The following is an 18,452-nucleotide window of genomic DNA, read 5'->3' as shown; positions in this document are numbered from 1 at the left end:
CGATTAATACGGATTTTCGAGATTGGATTCCCGAGCGGCGCAAAGCGAATGCCGGAATCTCGGTGGGCGAGCGTTTGGCCGGCGCGGCCAACGAAGGCGGCAAACGACGAACGATGCGCGCGGCGAGAGGGCGCCGCGCACCGCCGACGCGCAGGCAGCATGACTGATTTGACGGCCCCGACCGGCTCGCCCGGTTCCGGCCGGTCTACTGAGTAGGTGTTCCGTCTCGCGCGCCGCTTCGTCGCGGCTGCGCGACGGGCTCGTGTTGTCCGAATTTGCTGAAAGACGCGGTACAGCCGCCGCGTGACGGATCGACGCCGATCCGCCGCGCCGCACGCGGATCGCGCAACGAATTGCGGCGCGGCGCAAGCAGTGCTTTCGCGCGCCATATGAATGGGATTCCTAAGCATTTGACGAACGGCCCGCCGAATCGGGCGCGCGTTCGCGTCGGCATGCGGGTGCGCCCGACGCCGCCGCGAACGTCGAGCTCGACCACGCCGCGCCGCCTCAGCCATCCATCGAAGGGAGGGAATCATGTCGCCGTGAACGTCAGCTTCGCCGCATCGCCGTGCATCGGCTGCGCGCCGCGCGTCCCTACCCCGTCGGACCCAGGCTGCGCATCCGTTCTTCATCATTTTCTTGGGACTCCAAAATGCAGAGAACTCAGCATGTCAACCGGCTATTCTCGAAACGCTTCGCGCTGTCGCTGCTACCGCTGGCGATCGCCGCTGCGTTGTCCCCGCTTTCCTCGCAAGCCGCATCCGACTGGGCACCGACCCGCACCGACGCCTTCCTGATCGCGCGCGCGCCCGCCGCCGCCGCATCGCAGACGCTCGCCAAGACGGCGCCGAGCTACACGCTCAACGTGATCGGCACGCCCGAGCTCACCGACACGAACGTCACGCCGCTCGAGCTGAGCCAGCCGCTGCGCGTGACCATCGTGCTGAAGAGCCGCAACGAAGCGCAGCTCGACGCGCTCGTGCGCGAAGTGAACCAGCCCGGTAGCGCGAACTATCGCAAGTACCTGACGCCCGAGCAGTTCAAGGCGCGCTTCGCGCCGACCGACGGCCAGGTGCAGGCCGTCGTCGCGCACCTGAAGGCGAACGGCTTCAGCAACGTCACGGTATCGGCGAACAACAAGCTGATTTTCGCGGAAGGCAACGCGTCGAACGCGGAGCGCGGCTTCCGCACGACGCTCAAGCGCTTCAACTATCGCGGCAAGGCGGTCTACGCCAACGACTCGGCCGCGCTGGTGCCCGCATCGCTGAGCCCGTTCGTCGAATCGGTGCTCGGGCTGCAGAGCGCAGCCGTTCCGCATCGGCTGATCCATCGCGGCACGCCGGCCGACGCGCGCATCCAGACGGACACGATCACGAAGAACGCGACGACGGGCGGCTCGCAGGTCGGCCATCAGCCGACCGATTTCGCGCAGATCTACGACGCAAGCGGCCTGCCCGCCGCGACCAATACGACGGTCGGGATCATCACGTGGGGCGACATGACGCAGACGATCGCCGACTTGAACACGTTCACGCAGAACGCGGGCCTGCCGACCGTCAACACCGCCGTCGTCGCGGGCAGCTCGGGCACGCTCGCGAACGACGGCGATCCGAGCGAATGGGATCTCGACAGCCAGACGATCATCGGCACGTCGGGCGGCGTGAAGCAGCTCATCTTCTATGCGGCCGTCAACGGCGACAGCAACGACAACGGCCTCACGAACGCGACGCTGACCGCCGCGTACAACAAGGCCGTCACCGACAACGTCGCGAAGGTCATCAACGTATCGCTCGGCGAAGACGAGGCGGCCGCGAATTCGGACGGCTCGCTCTCCGCGAACGACGCGGTGTTCAAACAGGCGGTCGCGCAGGGACAGATCTTCTCGGTGTCGTCGGGCGACGCGGGCGTCTATCAATGGTCGACCTCGCCGTACGGTTCGCCGGGCTACGTCGGCACGTACAGCGGCGGCCGGGTCACGACGAAGATCAATCTGGCGAAGTACAGCGTGTCGTCGCCGGCGAGCTCGCCGTACGTCGTCGCGGTCGGCGGCACGACGCTGTCGACGAACGGCACGACGACCTGGGCGGGCGAAACCGTGTGGAACGAAGGGCTCGCCTACGCGGACGTCAACAGCAGCGGCCAGGTGCTCGACAACGCGGTGCGGCTGTGGGCGACAGGCGGCGGCGTGAGCGGCTACGAGGCTGCGCCGAGCTGGCAGACGGCCGCGCTCGGCAGTTCGGTGACGAAGCGCGTGGTGCCGGACGTCGCGTTCGACGCCGCGCAATCGACGGGCGCGTATCTCGTGATCAACGGCCAGGCGAATCAGCTGGTCGGCGGCACGAGCCTCGCGTCGCCGATCTTCGTCGGCGGCTGGGCGCGCGTCGAATCGGCGAACAGCAACAGCCTCGGCCTGCCGACATCGGCCTTCTATCAGGGCCTGCCGAGCAATGCGTCGCTGCTGCACGACGTGACGTCGGGCAACAACGGCTACAACAACTACGGCTATAGCGCGACGTCCGGATGGGATTACGACACCGGCTTCGGCAGCCTCGATTTCGCGAAGGTCAGCGCGAGTTCGGTGAAGTAACGGGCGGGAAACGCCGCGCGTGGCCGGTTCGGGGCGCGCGGCGGGTTTCGTGCCGGCATGCCGGTGCCGGCGCGCCGACGTGCCGGCGTGGCGAATACGCCGGCAAATGCGGTGAATTCGAGATGCAAGTTCGACACGCGCAACCGAAACTCGGGCCCGCGCGGCATGCGTCGGAAGTCGATTGCCGGCGGGTGCATGGCCGTCGATGAGGGCGACGCTTTTCATCGAGAGGCAAATTTCGGCCGAGTGCGCGTCACTGCGGCTTGCTTGCCGCGAGGGGTCGGTTCATTCGGGCGCTCGGGTCAGCGGCCGATCGAACTCGCGGACAGCGCCGCCGCGCAGGCGGAAGACGAATCGATACTGACCGGCCGGTCGGAACGCCTCCCTCACTCTCCTTTTCGAATCGGGTCGTTTTCGATCGATATCGCAACGCCTGCGATCGATTCAGGCCTGCACGGATGCCGCCGTCACGCGATGCCGTCTTACCTCACGCGTACGCTTCGGCCCCCGTGTTCCGTGTTCCGTGTTCCGTGTTCCGTGTTCCGTGTTCCGTGTTCCGTGTTCCGAGCGCAGTCCGTTACGCCGCCCGGAACGTCACGTAGCAAGACGGGAGCAGCGCGGCCACACCCTCGCAGAAAATCCAAATTTCCCCATCGATCTCGAACGATTAATCGATGATTTGATATTTTTTATACATTAACGAAGGGAGATTCTACGAAGTAATCAATGGTACGAAAATTGCATCGAAGGCTGTCATCAAAGTTTATCTGGGAGCCTGTCATGCAAAAACTGTTCAATAAATCGGCCATCGCAATCAGTATTTCCACACTTCTCGCGCTTTCGGGCTGCGGATCGGTCGACGGTCCGTCGCTGTCGTCCGGCGGCGTCAAGCCGGCCACCATCGGGACTTCGGGGACTTCGGGGACTTCGGGCACGTCCGGCACCTCGGGTTCGGGCGGCACGTCCGGGTCGTCGGGCACTTCGGGCACTTCGGGTACTTCGGGCACTTCGGGCACTTCGGGCACTTCGGGCACTTCGGGCACTTCGGGTACTTCGGGTACTTCGGGTACTTCGGGTACTTCGGGTACTTCGGGTACTTCGGGTACTTCGGGTACTTCGGGTACTTCGGGTACTTCGGGTACTTCGGGTACTTCGGGTACTTCGGGTACTTCGGGTACTTCGGGTACTTCGGGTACTTCGGGTACTTCGGGCACTTCGGGTACCTCGGGCACTTCCGGTACTTCCGGCACCGCCTCCTCCCCGCTCGGCAACATCCTCGCGCAGACCGGCAACCTGATCACCGCGACGGGCAACGTCGTCTCCGCCACCGGCAACCAGATCTCCGGCACGTCGGTGCCTGGCGTGAACAGCGCGACGACCACGAACCTCGGCAACGCCGTCAGTTCGCTCGGCAACGGCGTCCAGACGCTCGGCAACGGCACCGCCGCCGGCCTCGGCACGCTCGGCACGTCGACGAACCCGCTCGGCCCGACGCTCACGTCGACGTCCGGCGTCGTGTCGAACGTCGGCAATGCCGTTTCGTCGCTCGGCGGCGTCGTGACGAGCATCGGCACCGGCCCCCTCGCGCCGCTCGCGCCCGTCACGTCGCCGCTCGGCGGCGCGGTCGGCACGCTCGGCAGCACCGTCACGCAGGTCGGTTCCGGCCTGAACAGCGTGCTCACGAGCGCGCCCGTCCAGCAACTCGAAACCGGCGTCAGCGCGGTCATCAACCCGATCACGAACGCCGTCTCGGGCACGACGCAAACGATCGGCACCGTCACCGGCCTCGGCGCGCCCGTCAACAATCTGCTGACCACCGTCGGCGGCGGGCTGAACGCGGCCGGCGCGAAGGTGTCGGGCTCGACGAACAACCAGGTGGTCCAGGCGGTCGGCGGCGTCGTCAGCCAGTTGGGCAACACGGTCTCGAGCGTCGGCGGCCTGCTGACGGGCGGCACGACCAATCCGCTCGCGCCGATCACGGGCGCGCTGTCGGGTGGCACGACGAACCCGCTCGCGCCGATCACGAGCGCGCTGTCGGGCGGCACGACGAACCCGCTTGCACCGATCACGAGCGCGCTGTCGGGCGGCACGACGAACCCGCTCGCGCCGATCACGAGCGCGCTGTCGGGCGGCACGACGAACCCGCTTGCCCCCGTCACCGGCCTGCTCGGCGGCGCGTCGGGCTCGACGAGCGGCAACGCGACGACGGGCCTCAACGCCGTGCTGGCGCCCGTCACGAACCTCGTCGGCTCGCTGGCCACCGGCGTGAGCGGCACCGTCGCGACGACGTCGCCCGCCCCGAGCACCGGCTCGACGACGACCGCGCCCGCCACGGGCGTCGTCGGCAGCCTGACCGGCACCACGACCGCGAGCGGCTCGTCGACGACGAATCTGCTCGCGCCCGTGACCAACCTGATCGGCGGCCTGCTCGGCGGCGTCACCGGCAAGTAAGCGCGGGCGAGCCGAACGGCGCGGCGGCCGGGACCAACCAATCCAAACACCCGGCCGCCCGCCGTCCATGTCATGACACGGGGGATGACATGCAATCCACTCTCGACAGCGTCGCGAACGCACAAGAACGGCCGCCGCGCTCGGCGACGCCATTTTCGATCGGCCTCGCCGGCATCGCGGCGGGGCTCGTCACGCTGTGGGCGTCGCGCGGCGCGGCCGCGCTGACCGGCACCGAACGCAGCCTGCTCGCGTGCGCGGCGATCATCGCGACAATCGGCGCGTATGAACTCTTCGTCGCGCGCGTCCATCTGCGCCCGAGCGCCGGTCTCGCGAACCGCGCGCTGCGGCCGCTCAGCATCGCGCGCGTGTCGCTGCGGCTCGCCGCGCTCGCGTCGGTCTACGCGGGCATCGCACTCGTCTACTGGCTGCTGCCCGAATATCACGGCGCGTTCTACCAGCCGTTCTGGTCGCTCGTCGGCACGCTCGCGCCGTACGTCGCGCTCGCCGCACCGTTCTATTTCGGCTGGATGGACCGCCGCCAGCGCGACGTCGACGACGCCTATCTATGCTGGGCCCGATGGCTGTTGCGGGGGCAGCGCCCGGCCGACTGGCGGCCGATTCGCGAGATGCTCGCCGGCTGGGCCGTGAAGGCGTTCTTCCTGCCGCTGATGGTCGTCTATCTGTCGACCGACGCGGATCGCATCGGCGCGTCGTTCGCCAGCGCCGCGAGCGCGCCGTTCTCGCTCGCGACGTTCCGCTTCATGTACGACCTGTCGTACACGATGGATCTGATGTTCGGCGCGGTCGGCTACCTGTGCACGTTCCGACTTCTCGACAGCCACGTGCGCAGCGTCGAGCCGACGACGCTCGGCTGGCTCGCCGCGCTGATCTGCTACCAGCCGTTCTGGTCGCTGATCGGAAACAACTACATCCACTACGAAGGCTCGATGTTCTGGGACAACTGGCTGCTGTCCGCGCCCGCGATCCGCTTCGCGTGGGGCGTCGTCATCGTCGCGCTGCTGCTCTGCTATGCGTTGTCGACGATCTCGTTCGGACTGCGTTTCTCGAATCTGACGAATCGCGGCATCATCACCTCGGGCCCGTATCGCTTCACGAAGCATCCGGCGTATCTCGCGAAGAACCTGTCGTACTGGATGATCTCGGTGCCGTTCGTCGAGCCGCTCGGCTGGCGTCTCGCGATCATGCATTCGGCCGCGCTCGTCGCGGTGAACCTGCTGTACTGGCTGCGCGCGAAGACCGAGGAACGGCATCTGATGCGCGATCCGGAATATCGTGCGTACGCCGAATGGATCGCGCGGCACGGACTGTTCGCGAAGCTCGGGCGGGTGGTCGGATGGGAACGGCACGCGTAGCGCGAACGCGCGGCGATCGAAGCGCCGCGAGCGTCGATGCGCATTCGGCATGCCGTCGTGCGCATGACGGGGCGCCGCACGATCGATTCCGCATGAACGCACGTCCATCGCGCAAGCGGCGAGCGATGCCGCGCCGCGTGCCCGATCGATTCGGCCGCCGAAGCACGCAAGGCCATTTCGAGATTGCGCATCGGAAGAACCGGCGAGCTCACATTCCCTGACATTCGCGCGACGACCTCGAGCAACAGCGCCGACTCCGCGCAAGAGCGCGCCCGCCGATCCTCCGGCGTCGCTTGCGCACCTGCCTTCGGCGCACGGCCGCCGACGCCCCCGCAGCGGCCGCATCGTTTCACGCAGCCTTCCGCCAAGCGCGCGCCGCGTGCCATTGCCTTCCGCTATTTTTACCGCCGCCCGCGCCGATTCCTCGCTTTTCATCCCATCTGCGTAGTGTGGGCTGTCGTACTTTCCCCGCCGGGCGGCGACGCTATCCTTCGACGCAGATGCATGGCTCGCACGTCGATCCATGTCCGACGCCACGGCCCGACGGCCGAGGCTCCTCCCGCCAACCCGGCCGTCGTAACGACGGCTGGCCGCGCGAACGCGTCTACGGGCGCGCGGCTGGAGTGAATCAGACGAATTGAGCCGAGACCGCCGTTTTGCGGCATCGCTCGCTGATTAAAGGCGGTGCCCGCAACCGTTCGAGACTCGACGATGCCAGCCCGCAGCCCCCGGCGGTTCGATCCGCAGCCCGACTCGCCATTCGACCATTACGCACCGATGCAACGTATCTCGACGATACACAGACTCTGGGCGGCGACGTTCGTCATCGCAGTCGCGAGCGACGTGCTGTCCGGCGCGATCCGCTACTACACGTCGCTCGCCGGCGTCGCAGCGCTCGGCTATCTGCCGAAAGCGCTGATGGTCGCGTGCCTCGGGCTCGCGATCGTCCAGCGGCCGAAGGCGAGCCACGTGCTGATCGCCGCGTATCTGGCGGCGCAGACGTGCGTGTCGCTCGCGAACGGCGTCAGCCTGAGCGCGGTCGGCTTCTGGATCTGGACGATCGCGCCGATGCTGTTCGCGCTCGTCATGCCGCTCGAGGCACTCGACGAGCTCGAGTCGCAGCGGATGCTCCGCGCGTTCGTCGCGCTCGCGCTGCTGTGCATCGGCGGCGTGCTGCTCAATTACTTCGTGAAGCTGCCGTGGGTCGGAGGCAGCGTCGACATCGGCGGCGTCAGCGTGCAGCTCGCGAAGTCGTCGTATGTCGGCACGTCGTCGCGGCTGCCCGGCTTCGGCCGAAGCAGCGCGACGACCGGCCTGATGATCGGACTGCTGACGACCTGGGTGTTTCCGCGCCTGCGCTCGCGGCTCGCGCTCGCCGCGCTGCTCGCGCTGGCGGCCGTCGGCATCTGGGCGACGACGAACAAGACGACGCTCGTCGCGCTCGCGCTCGTCGTCGCACTGCATTTCATGCTGCGCACGCGTTCGCTGCGCACGGCCTGCATCTGGGCGACCGCGATCACGATCGCGCTGCCGATCGCCGGCTGGCTCGTCACGCTCGCGAGCACGCAGGACGTCGGCAGCTCGGGCTCGCTGTCCTCGATGCAGGACCGCTTCATCAACACGTGGCCGCTGCTGATCGAAGGGCTGCTGCGCGAGCACCTGATCTGGTTCGGCATCGGGCCCGGCGGATTCGGCTCGGCGGTCGGCTACTACACGGCCGACTTCGGCTTCAACGTCGGCTACGCGGACAACATGGCGCTCTACACCGTCGCGAATTTCGGCGTGATCGGCGCGGCGCTGCTCGTCGCCGCATTCGTGCGCTTCGTCCTCGCGCAACCGGCGAACGATCGGCCCGTCTGGTTGATGTTGTGCTTCCTGCTCGTGAGCGGCGTGACGACGGACATCTGCGAAACGATCGGCTGCCTGCTGTTCCTCGGCGTCACGCTGCGCTCGATCGGTCTGCGCGCGCCGCAGCGCGCGCACGTCGCCAGCGCGCGCATCGCGCTCGAACGGCTGCGATACGACACCGGCGTGATCGCGCCGAACGCGCGCTGAAGCCGCCATGCGCCGCGAAGGAAACGACGACATGAAGAACTGCACGCCCAACCCGCGCCGCCGGCTGCTCGTCGCGCTCGCCGGCGCGGCACTCGGGGCGCCTCGCCTCGCCGACGCCGCGCGCACCGTCGCGCTGGACGCCGCCTATGCGAACGCCGACGCGAAGCGCGCATACGTCGACTTGCCGGGCTTCGTCGCATCGCGCGACAACACGGGCATCGCGGTGCACGCGATCGGCGACATGAAGCTGCTCGACGCAGTCAAGGACGCCGGCTTCTCGTTCGTCCGGGCCGACCTGTTCTGGGAAGCGGTGGACACACCGCACGGCTGGGACTTCTCGAAATACGACGCGCTCGTCGCCGATCTGTCCGAGCGCGGACTCGGCGCGCTGTTCATTCTCGGCGGCATGCATCGCGTGCACAGCCCGAACCAGCCGCCGACGACGCCCGCTCAGCTCACCGCGTTCCGCCGGTACGTGTTCAAGGCCGCGCAGCGCTACAAGGGCAAGCCGGTGCGCTTCGAGGTGTGGAACGAGCAGGACCACAAGACCTACTGGCTCGGCGAGCCGTCTCCGGCCGCTTACCGCAACGTGCTGAAGCAGGCGTTGCAAGCGGTGAAGGCCGCGAATCCCGATGCGATCGTCGCGACGGGCGGCGTGCAGCAAGTCAACCGCACGTTCATCCGCGCGGTCGGCGACATCGCCAGCGCAGCGCAGCCCGCGCCCGATGCCGTCAGCGTGCATCCGTACCGGCAGACCGAACCGGAAACGGTGTTCGCCGACTACGCCGCGCTGCGGCGCGACCTGTCGTCGTATCGGACGCGGCCGCAGATCTGGGCGACCGAATGGGCGTACCCGGCCTACGGCTACAACTACGTCGCCGATATCGGCGACGGCCATTCGAGCGTCGCACGCGCGCGGCAGGCGAAGTACGCGGTGCGGCTGCTGCTCGCGAACTGGATTTCGCAGATCGGGCTCACGTCGTACTACGACATTCGCGACGACGGCCGCGATCGCAAGAACATGGAGCACAACTTCGGACTCCTCGACGCCGACAACGGGAAGCTGCCCGCGTACGTCGCGGTTCGCCAACTCTTCTCGTTCACCGGGGATGCCGAACGCGCTCAGTATTTTCTGGATTCGGACGCGCGCTACGTGGTGCTGAAGCTGACCGCCGCGCGCGCGACGAAGTATGTGGTCTGGTGCTACGGCGACGGCAACGCGATCGGCGTCGACCTGTCGCGGCTGCCCGCCGGTGCCGCCGTGACCGACATGTACGGCGCCGGGCTCGATGCCGGCAACCGCAGGCGACTCGACGTTCCGGAAACGCGAGGGCCGATATTCATCACGATCGGAGCATGAGCGTCGCGCCCGGCTCCGCCTTCGCGCCGAGCCGGGCACGCGCTCGATGAAGAGGATTGACTCAGAGGATTGCGGCGGCCTTCGCCGCATATCACGGGAAATAACGATGGATCTGAAAGCACAACCCATTTCGGCGGCTCCGCACGCCAAGAGAAACGACGGGCTCGCGAGCCTGTGGTGGAGCGTCGCTCGGCATCGCACGCTATTCGCGGCGATCGTCGTCGTGTTCTTCGCGCTCGGCCTGCTGTACGCGCTCGTCGCCACGCCGCAATATCGCGCCGAAGCGCTGCTGCGGATTCAAACGAAGCCCGGATCGTCGATCAGCGCGCTGTCGGACGTGTCCGGCACGATCTCGAACGGCCCGTCCGCGAACGACGAGAGCGAGGTGCTGACGTCGCGCGCGATCGTCGGCGCGGCGATCGAACAGATCGGCGCAAACCTCGAGATCCGCACGCTCGACTATTTCCCGCTCATCGGCCGTCTGCTCGCTTCCGGCCACGCGAGCGACGACGAGCTCGCGTCGCCGTTCCTCGGACTGTCCGGCTTCGCATGGGGCGGCGAAAAGCTGAAGCTCGGCGAGCTCTCGCTGCCCGACGCCGCGCTCGGCAAGAAATTCCGGCTCGTCGCGGGTGAAAACGGCCAATGGGCGCTCTACGACAAAAGCGATCGCCTGCTCGCACGCGGCGCGGTCGGCCAGACCGTGCCGTTCGCCGTCGCCGCGGACGGCGAGCGCGCACAGGCGGGACAGATTCGCGTCGACACGCTGCGCGCGCGCGCCGGCATCGCGTTCTCGATCGTCAAGGAGCCGACGCAGCTCGTCTACGACGACGTGATGAAGAAAATGAAGACCGTCGTGGCGAATCGCGATTCGACGCTCGAAGAGCCGTCGATGATGAAGCTCATCTACCAGGCCGACACGCCGCAGCGCGTGCAGGAAATGGTGAACGCGATCGTGCGCGTCTATCTGGATCAGGACATCAAATATCGCGCGGAGAAGGCGCAGCGCAATCTCGACTCGCTGCACGCACGCCTGCCCGGCCTCAAGAAGGACCTCGAGAAAGCCGAGGACGCGCTGAACCGCTACCGCACCACGACGGGCACGATCGACGTCGACCAGCAAGGCATCGCGCTCATCAACCGGCTGAACTCGCTGTCCGAGCATCAAACCGTGCTGCAACTCGCGCTCGACAACGTGAAGGCGCGCTTCCTGCCGGGCAGCACGACCTATCAGACCGTGCAGACGCAGCTCGATCAGGTGAAGAAGGAAATTCAGCAGACGACCACGGCGGCCAACCGGTTGCCGACCGCGCAACGCGAATTCGTTCGCCTGTCGCGGCAGGTATCGGTCGCGACGCAGCTTTACACGAGCGTGCTGACCAACGCGCAGCAGCTCGAGATCGCCGTGGCGAGCACGACGCCGGGCGTGAGCGTCGTCGATTGGGCAAGCAAGCCGTACAAGAAGGCATGGCCGCAGCGCGGCATCATCATTCTCGGCGCGCTGCTGGGCGGGCTGTTCGCGGGCCTCGCCGCGGCGTATCTGCTTGCGCGCCATCGCGATGAGCTGAACGGTCCGCAATCGATCGCGGACGTGTCGGACATCCCCTGCGTCGCGGTCATCGCACCGTCGCCGGCCGCGCTCGCGCAGCGCGACGACAGGGCCGGCAGCTCACGCGCGGCGGTAAAGCCGCTTGCCGCGCAATATCCGAACGACCCGGGCATCGAGGCGCTGCGCGCGCTGCGCACGAGCCTGCGCGCAGCGCTTGCGCACGACGGCCGCGGCGGCGGCAAGGTGCTCGCGTTCGCGGGCCCGACCGCGGGCGTCGGCAGCAGCTTCGTCGCATCGAATCTCGCGTATCTGTTCGCCGACGCGAACGCGTCGGTGCTGTTCGTCGACGCGGACATGCGCGGCGGTTCGCACAACCCGCTCGGCGTGGGCCGCAACGGCGGCAGCATCGGTCTCGCGAACGTGCTCGAAGGCGGCCAGCCGCTCGACAAGGCGATCGTCAAGCTCGGCAAGAGCAAACTGTCCGTGATGACGCCCGGTACGCTCACGGGATCGAATCCGGGCGAACTGCTCGAGCGCGCCGAGTTCTCGCAGTTGCTGGCGACGCTGCGCACGCGCTACGACTTCGTGATCGTCGACGCGCCCCCCGTGCTCCCGTTCAGCGATGCGCTTTCGATCGCCGCGCAGGATTGCGACGCAGTGCTGATCGTGTCGCGCGGCAGGACGACACGCGCGGCCGAACTCGAAACGGCGCTGCAGCGCCTCGACAGCGTCGGCGCGAAAATCGCCGGCCACATTTTCAATGCATACGTCGCGCCGCCGCGCCCGCCCCGCACGTCGCTGCGGGACGGGTGGCGCGACGTCGCCGAGCGTTGGACCAAGCCTCGACGCCCCGCCCGACCAGCTCAGGCGAAGCAGACGTTCAGGTTGGCGAAAGGAGCCGTCGCGAAAGCCTCTCGAAACTGAAGGCAGAGGCTCCGATCAGATCGGATTCCGAATCGATTCGATACGAAGAAGTAATCGCACCTAAAACCGGAGGTTTCCGCACCTCCGGTTTTTTATTGGCTCAAGCGTTTAAATCTTTGCTACGGCGCCGACGATCGTTTCATGAATCGATCATGAATCATGCAAGAACCTCAGTAGACAAAACATTCGATCGATTTCTTTCTCCCGTGCGTATCGGGCATGAACCGAGACCATGCACGATGGCGGCAAAGGCCTGCCACACAAGCGTTCCACGTATTTCACGCCAGTCGCGCCCGCCGATTCCCATCACGTCACTAACGCTCGCCGAGCCCAACGCCGAGTAGGCAAAAGCCGCCCCGAGCCCACTATTTATCTCTCCAACGTGAATATTCAACGAGATCACTGCTCAATTTTGAGATAGGTTTATCTCAATTTAACCTAAAATAGAGATTTCCCCTTCCGGAGATCCCACCATGAAACGCCTAGCTGCGGTCGCCATGAGCGTGACACAATCCATTAGTATTCCTATCCATTACCCTGCGGCGAGAGCCGCATTGCTCGCGCTGCTGCTCTCCGCTTGCGGCGGCGGCGGCGATCAGGCCAAGGTCAACGCCGCCGCACCGACGAGTAACGTCGTCGCACCGGCTTCCAGTTCGCCGTCGACATCTTCGTCCGGCACGGCCGCGCCCGCATCCGGCGCGTCGTCGCCCTCGAACACCGCTTCGGCATTGCCGTTTTTCGGCGTGAACGGACATTACGTAGACGGCGGCGTCTACGCGTCGGTCCCGCTCGCCACTCAGGCGGCCCATCTTGCCGGGCTCGGCATGAGCGTTTATCGGCAAGACGTGTACATCCCGGCTCACATCGACACGCTCGCGTCGACGGTCATCCCCGGCCTCGGCTCCAACGTCACGGTCCTGCCGATGATCCAGGCGCACCCCTGGGCCGATCCCTCGCTGAACGGGCAGCAGCCGACCGAAGCGAGCGCCTATGCGTACGCCTACAAGCTTTCCGTCTACGCGGCGAAGAAGCTGGCCGGCATTCCGATAGTGGAATTCGGCAACGAGTACGACATCGACAGCCACAACGCGCCGATCCAGGGCGACGGCATCAATGTTTCGGATTACGACAATTCGACCTTTCCCATTTGGCGCGGCGCGCTGAGAGGCGCGCTCGACGGCTGGCGCTCGGTCGACACGAATCGCACGACTAAGCTGATCGCGAACGCGACGTCGGGCGCACTGCATTTCGGCTTCCTCGACGGCCTGATGACGGGCACGCAACCCGACGGCACGACCGGACACCCGAAGCTCACGCCCGACGTGATCCAGTGGCACTGGTATTCGAACGGCGGCGACCTCGAAAACGCACTCGGCAAAACCGGCCGATACAACGTGCTCGCGCGGCTGAAGGACCGCTACAACTTGCCGATCGTCGTCACCGAGATCGGCGTGAACACGGACAACTCGGACGCGCAGATCGCGGCCTACATCGCGAAGACGATTCCCGAGCTGGCCGCCGCGAAAGCGACGTACAACGTCATCGGCTTCGACTGGTACGAACTCTATGACGACCGCAGCGGCGCTTACGGATTGCTGACGAACAGCGCACAGGAAAAGCCGCGCTACGGGCTCATGAAAACGGCAATTGCCGGCGCCGTTCCGAACTGATCGGCGACCGCGCGGCGCCGATCGCGTCGGGAAAACGCGGCACGCTTGTAACCAACCGGTAACGCGTGCTTCCGCTTTGCACGAACGCGGCCCGACTCGTCCGCGCACGCGTTTGCAATCGGATTGTGCAGGCCGCTCGTGCGGCTTTCGCCCGCGCGCGCCGTTGCGCCGCAACGGAGTTACCGCAGCGGTTACCTTTGATTACAACGCCGCCGTTGCACGGCAAATGCGGTTCGTACAATGCAATTGCCCAAACAACGTTTAGGAAGAGACAAAAATGAAAGGTAATCGTTTGGTCGCGCTGACTGCTACGGGTCTGTTCATCTTGATGTCGTCGGCCGCGCACGCGGCGGGCGGCGGTGCCGGTGGCAGCGGCCACGGCGGCGGCATGGGCGGCATGGGTAGTGCCGGCGGCAATTCGGGCGGCATGTCGGCGGGCCATATGAGCAGTTCCGGCATGACGAACACGAACGGCTTCAAGTCCGGCGACCGCGACAAGGGCCTCTCCCGCGCAGCGGATCGCTCGGATACGCAGGCCGATCGCGCGAGCACGCAGACGTCGCGCTCTCACGCGCGCCATGCGTCGACCCATATGAACCACCACCATGTGGGCAAGCACGTGGCCGTCGGCAAGACAAGCTGATCGATCCATCTCGACGAACGAAGTCGACGACAAGGGCGCCATCGGCGCCCTTGTCGTTTTCTGCGCGACACCGTGCGTCCGCGCGCCGCCAGGCACGCGACGATTCATCCCTCTTACATCGACGCGAAGAAGCAATCGTGCGGCGCATCGGCGCCGCACCGGCAGCGATCGCCCGCGCATGATCCGCGGCAAGGCGAGCCGTCCGCGCTCGGCGTAGCGTCGCCTGCAGCTCGCGGCGTCGGAATGCCGCATACCCCTCCCCACTATACAAATTCGCACATTGATATATACTCCCCCCCGGTATTTAGGGGAGAGGCGATGAGCCATACCATTCGAGAGAAACAGAAGCTCCTGAACCGCGTTCGCCGCATCAAGGGGCAGGTCGAAGCGATCGAGCGCGCGCTCGAGGAAGAATGCGGCTGCAACGAGGTGCTGCAGCGGATCACGAGTTGCCGCGGTGCGATGAACGGCCTGCTGGCCGTCGTGCTCGAGGACCACATTCGCACGCATCTCGTCGACGCGGCCGACGACCACGAAGGCAGCGCGACCGAGCAGTTGATCGACGTGGTTCACAGCTACTTCAAATAATCGGAGCGATCGATGAGCGAATTCGAAAACGTCGCGTTCGGCGCAGGGCACGACCACATCTTCCTCGGCGCGGCGCACGAGCAGAACGAACGCAGAACCTGGACCGTCATCGCGCTGTGCTCGGCGATGATGATCGCGGAGATCGTCGGCGGCACGCTGTTCGGCTCGCTCGCGCTCGTCGCCGACGGCCTGCACATGTCCACCCACGCGGGCGCGATGCTGATCGCGGCGCTCGCGTACACCTATGCACGCCGGCACGCCAACGACCCGCGCTTCGTGTTCGGCACGGGCAAGCTCGGCGACCTGGCCGGCTTCACGAGCGCAATCGTGCTCGCGATGATCGCGCTGTTCATTGCGTACGAAGCAGTCGCGCGTTTTCTGTCGCCCGTGCCGATCCATTTCGACGAAGCGATTCCGATCGCCGTGCTCGGCCTGCTCGTGAATCTCGCAAGCGTGTGGCTGCTGAGCGGCGATCACCATGGGCACGGCCACGGGCATGGCCATCATCACGGGCATGGACACGGACACGACGGCCATCACGATCACGAAGACGAAGCGCAGACGATCTCCACGCGCGCAGGCGCCTTCATCGTGTCGATCTTCGAGGACGGCGTGCCGCCGGTATTCCGCATCGCGCCCGCGGCGGCGAGCCAGCCGGCAATCGGCGACGCGCCTGCAACGATCACGACGATCCGCTCCGACGGGACGCGGCAGACGTTCGGGCTGGCGAACCGCGGCGCCTATCTGGAATCGACCGACACGATCCCGGAGCCGCACGCGTTCACCGCCATCGTGAGCTTGCACGGCGGCGAGCATTCGCTCGCGTTCGTCGAGCACGACCACGAGCATCATCACGAACACGGCGGCTCGAGCGACGCCACGGCGCGCGACCACAACATCCGGTCCGCGTATATCCACGTGATCGCGGACGCGGCGGTTTCGGTGCTCGCAATCGTCGGGCTCGTGCTCGCGCGCGCTTTCGGCTGGATGTGGATGGACCCGCTCGCGGGCATCGTCGGCGCGCTCGTGATCGCGAACTGGTCGTACGGCCTCATGCGCGACACCAGCCGCATCCTGCTCGACGTCAACCCGGACGCTCGCCTCGCCGCCAACGTGCGCAGCTCGATCGAAAATGGCGGCGATCACGTCACCGATCTGCATGTCTGGCGTCTCGGCCCCGGCCACATGAGCGCGGTGGTGTCCGTCGCGACGGGCGATCCCGCACGCGACTCGGGCTTCTATCATCAGTTGTTGAAGCGCTTCAAGAGTCTGTCGCACGTAACCGTCGAGGTACACGGCCGCGCCTGACGCGAAAGTGAAACGAATCACATCGTCGTTGACGACGGCGTCGTCGAATCGCTGCGTTGCCCGGTTCGACGAATGCATGCAGCGCCGTCGCGACCGCCGTGACCCAAGCCCGCGGTCAAACGTATCGGCGCATGACAGCCGTGTTTCCGCGCAATCGCCCGCTCGAGCCGCGATCGCCGCGCTCGAGCGCGTGAAATGCTTAACTCAGAACGCGTGACGCTTGCGCGAACGCTGTTGTCTCGTATCGACGTCGCCATCCGGCCGGTTACGCAACGCGAAGCGCCTTTCCCGCGCTTCAGCCGATCGAGCCTCCGATCGGACCTCCCTCCACCGCAATCCCCATCCCGCACGACAAACCCCGCGCCGATCCGTAATCGCAACGCGTCCGGAATTGGCTTACCGTTTTCGTCGGAGTGTTCTATGCTAAGACCACAAGAACCCGCAACTTCCGAAGCCGTGCCGCTTCGGTCGCCAACGAACGGGTTCGGGCGCAAAGACAACGGATAGCAATAAACGGAGGGGACCTCTATGCGCACCAGTCGATTCGTCCACTAGCCTATTCGCATTCCTACTCATTGATCGTCGACGCCGACGGTTCGCAGAGCGAGCCGACGGGCGCCGTCGCGCGCACGCACGCCTGGGTTCGGCGGCGCGTGCGCGCGACGCACATTCGCCTGTTGCCCGCGAAGGTCTTTTCGCGCCCGCGCAAAGCGATAGTCTGCCGGCTGCGAGTGCCACGCAACCGGCGCAGGCAAGCCTTCGACGACAAGATATAGACGCCTCGCACGAACGGGCGTCGTTCGCCGCGCATGCGGCGCCATTCAGCAACCGGGGACATCAGATGGCTATCTCGCCGCGCGACGAACTGAATCGATCCGTCGATCTATGGTTCGCCTACAAAGTTCCGAAGCTGGTCAAGGATGCCGAGAGCGAAAGCGCGACCGGCTACGAATACGTCTACTACGATCGTCAAGTCGGCGCGGTGCAGAAATCGCCGAATCTGATGAAGGACTCGAAGGGCGCGCTGTTCTACACGCTCGATGCGATCTTCGGCGATCCGGGCGGCACGACGGGCTGGATACTCTACAACGACGAAATGCCCGCTGACGCCGATCGCTCGAACAACGCGACGCTCGGCCATACGAAGGGCGTCATCGCATTCGATGTCGCGTCGAACTCCGCATTGTGGCTGCTGCATTCGTGGCCGAAATATGCCAGCCCGTCGGAACCGGGCGTGCCGACGCCGCTGTATGGACAGACCTTCCTGTGCGTGAGCCTCGATCTCGCGACGGCGGGCAAGATCGCCGCGCAGATGGCGCTGCATCAGCAGCCGCAGGTCTATCTGCCACGCACCGGCGGACTCGATCGCTCGAGCCCGCTGTATGCGCTGACGCAGCCGCTCACCGCGTCCGCGCCCGCGGATTCCGACGCGCTCGATTTCAAGACCCGCGGCGGCGTGCCGTTCAAGGTGATCGCGAAGAACCGCAAGTGGAACAAGGATTTCTGGAACGACCTCGTCGGCCCGACGCTGAAGGCCGACATGTACGTGGAGACGTGGATTCGAGGCGAGATCCCGCCCGTCCTCGATTCCGACGGCATCCACAAGACTTACGACATCAAATTCATCGATCTGCGCAAGCTCGGCGCGCCGTGGGCATGGCCCGAAACGCAGGATCACGCGAAATGGGGCATCACGACGACCGACAACTGGGTGTGCGTCGGCGACATCAACCGAATGGTGTCGCAGGAAAAACGCGGCGGCGGCACGATCGCATTCCAAGATCCGAAGCTATGGAAAGCGCTGTCCGAAACCGATCTGATCGTGCCGCCGCCCGGCAAGACAGAAGCGCAGGCACGCGAGCTGATCCGCAAAACACATGAATCGGCCGAATAGCGCAGCATCCTTCGCATAACAAAACGTCGACGCTCACGCGTCCCCACATCGCC

General features: G+C 65.9%; 11 protein-coding genes. All 11 read left to right on the top strand.

The genetic code is table 11. The features are described 5' to 3' along the window. The first annotated feature begins 652 nt into the window (after window positions 1–652). The 11 genes from WS91_RS27860 to WS91_RS27795 all read left to right on the top strand — a co-directional run bounded on the left by WS91_RS27860 (window position 653) and on the right by WS91_RS27795 (window position 18,399). Window positions 653–2,587, top strand: coding sequence for a S53 family peptidase (locus tag WS91_RS27860; protein WP_059671432.1), 1,935 nt, complete (start codon window positions 653–655; stop codon window positions 2,585–2,587). A gap of 780 nt (window positions 2,588–3,367) precedes the next feature. Beyond that, window positions 3,368–5,038, top strand: coding sequence for a collagen-like triple helix repeat-containing protein (locus WS91_RS27850; protein ID WP_063890124.1), 1,671 nt, complete (start codon window positions 3,368–3,370; stop codon window positions 5,036–5,038). Between the two features lie 89 nt (window positions 5,039–5,127). Beyond that, window positions 5,128–6,411 carry a methyltransferase family protein gene (locus WS91_RS27845; protein WP_038746251.1) on the top strand — a complete coding sequence of 428 codons (1,284 nt, stop codon included), beginning with the start codon at window positions 5,128–5,130 and terminating at the stop codon, window positions 6,409–6,411. Window positions 6,412–7,122: 711 nt separating this feature from the next. Beyond that, on the top strand, window positions 7,123–8,466 hold the full coding sequence (locus tag WS91_RS27835; RefSeq protein WP_038746248.1) for a membrane protein: 1,344 nt from the start codon (window positions 7,123–7,125) through the stop codon (window positions 8,464–8,466). A gap of 31 nt (window positions 8,467–8,497) precedes the next feature. Beyond that, on the top strand, window positions 8,498–9,826 hold the full coding sequence (locus WS91_RS27830) for a cellulase family glycosylhydrolase (RefSeq protein WP_059671445.1): 1,329 nt from the start codon (window positions 8,498–8,500) through the stop codon (window positions 9,824–9,826). Between the two features lie 106 nt (window positions 9,827–9,932). Then, a complete protein-coding gene (locus WS91_RS27825; RefSeq protein WP_038746245.1) occupies window positions 9,933–12,296 on the top strand; it encodes a GNVR domain-containing protein in 2,364 nt (787 codons plus the stop codon). Between the two features lie 473 nt (window positions 12,297–12,769). Next, a complete protein-coding gene (locus WS91_RS27820; protein ID WP_060820237.1) occupies window positions 12,770–13,966 on the top strand; it encodes a beta-glucosidase in 1,197 nt (398 codons plus the stop codon). A 277-nt stretch (window positions 13,967–14,243) separates the two neighbouring features. Further along, window positions 14,244–14,609, top strand: coding sequence for a hypothetical protein (locus tag WS91_RS27815; RefSeq protein WP_059671428.1), 366 nt, complete (start codon window positions 14,244–14,246; stop codon window positions 14,607–14,609). Window positions 14,610–14,927: 318 nt separating this feature from the next. Continuing rightward, window positions 14,928–15,197: a metal/formaldehyde-sensitive transcriptional repressor gene (locus WS91_RS27810; protein ID WP_038746235.1), complete on the top strand. Its 270-nt coding sequence runs from the start codon at window positions 14,928–14,930 to the stop codon at window positions 15,195–15,197. 12 nt (window positions 15,198–15,209) lie between these two features. Continuing rightward, window positions 15,210–16,505, top strand: a complete 1,296-nt coding sequence (gene dmeF / locus WS91_RS27805) for a CDF family Co(II)/Ni(II) efflux transporter DmeF (RefSeq protein ID WP_059671427.1) — start codon at window positions 15,210–15,212, stop codon at window positions 16,503–16,505. A gap of 841 nt (window positions 16,506–17,346) precedes the next feature. Continuing rightward, on the top strand, window positions 17,347–18,399 hold the full coding sequence (locus WS91_RS27795; protein WP_038746226.1) for a deoxyribonuclease II family protein: 1,053 nt from the start codon (window positions 17,347–17,349) through the stop codon (window positions 18,397–18,399). Window positions 18,400–18,452 lie beyond the last annotated feature (53 nt).

The organism is Burkholderia sp. MSMB1498 (assembly GCF_001526245.1).
Taxonomy (GTDB): domain Bacteria; phylum Pseudomonadota; class Gammaproteobacteria; order Burkholderiales; family Burkholderiaceae; genus Burkholderia; species Burkholderia savannae.
Note: the sequence above shows the minus strand (reverse complement) of the source record. Positions and strands in the feature narration are given on the sequence as shown.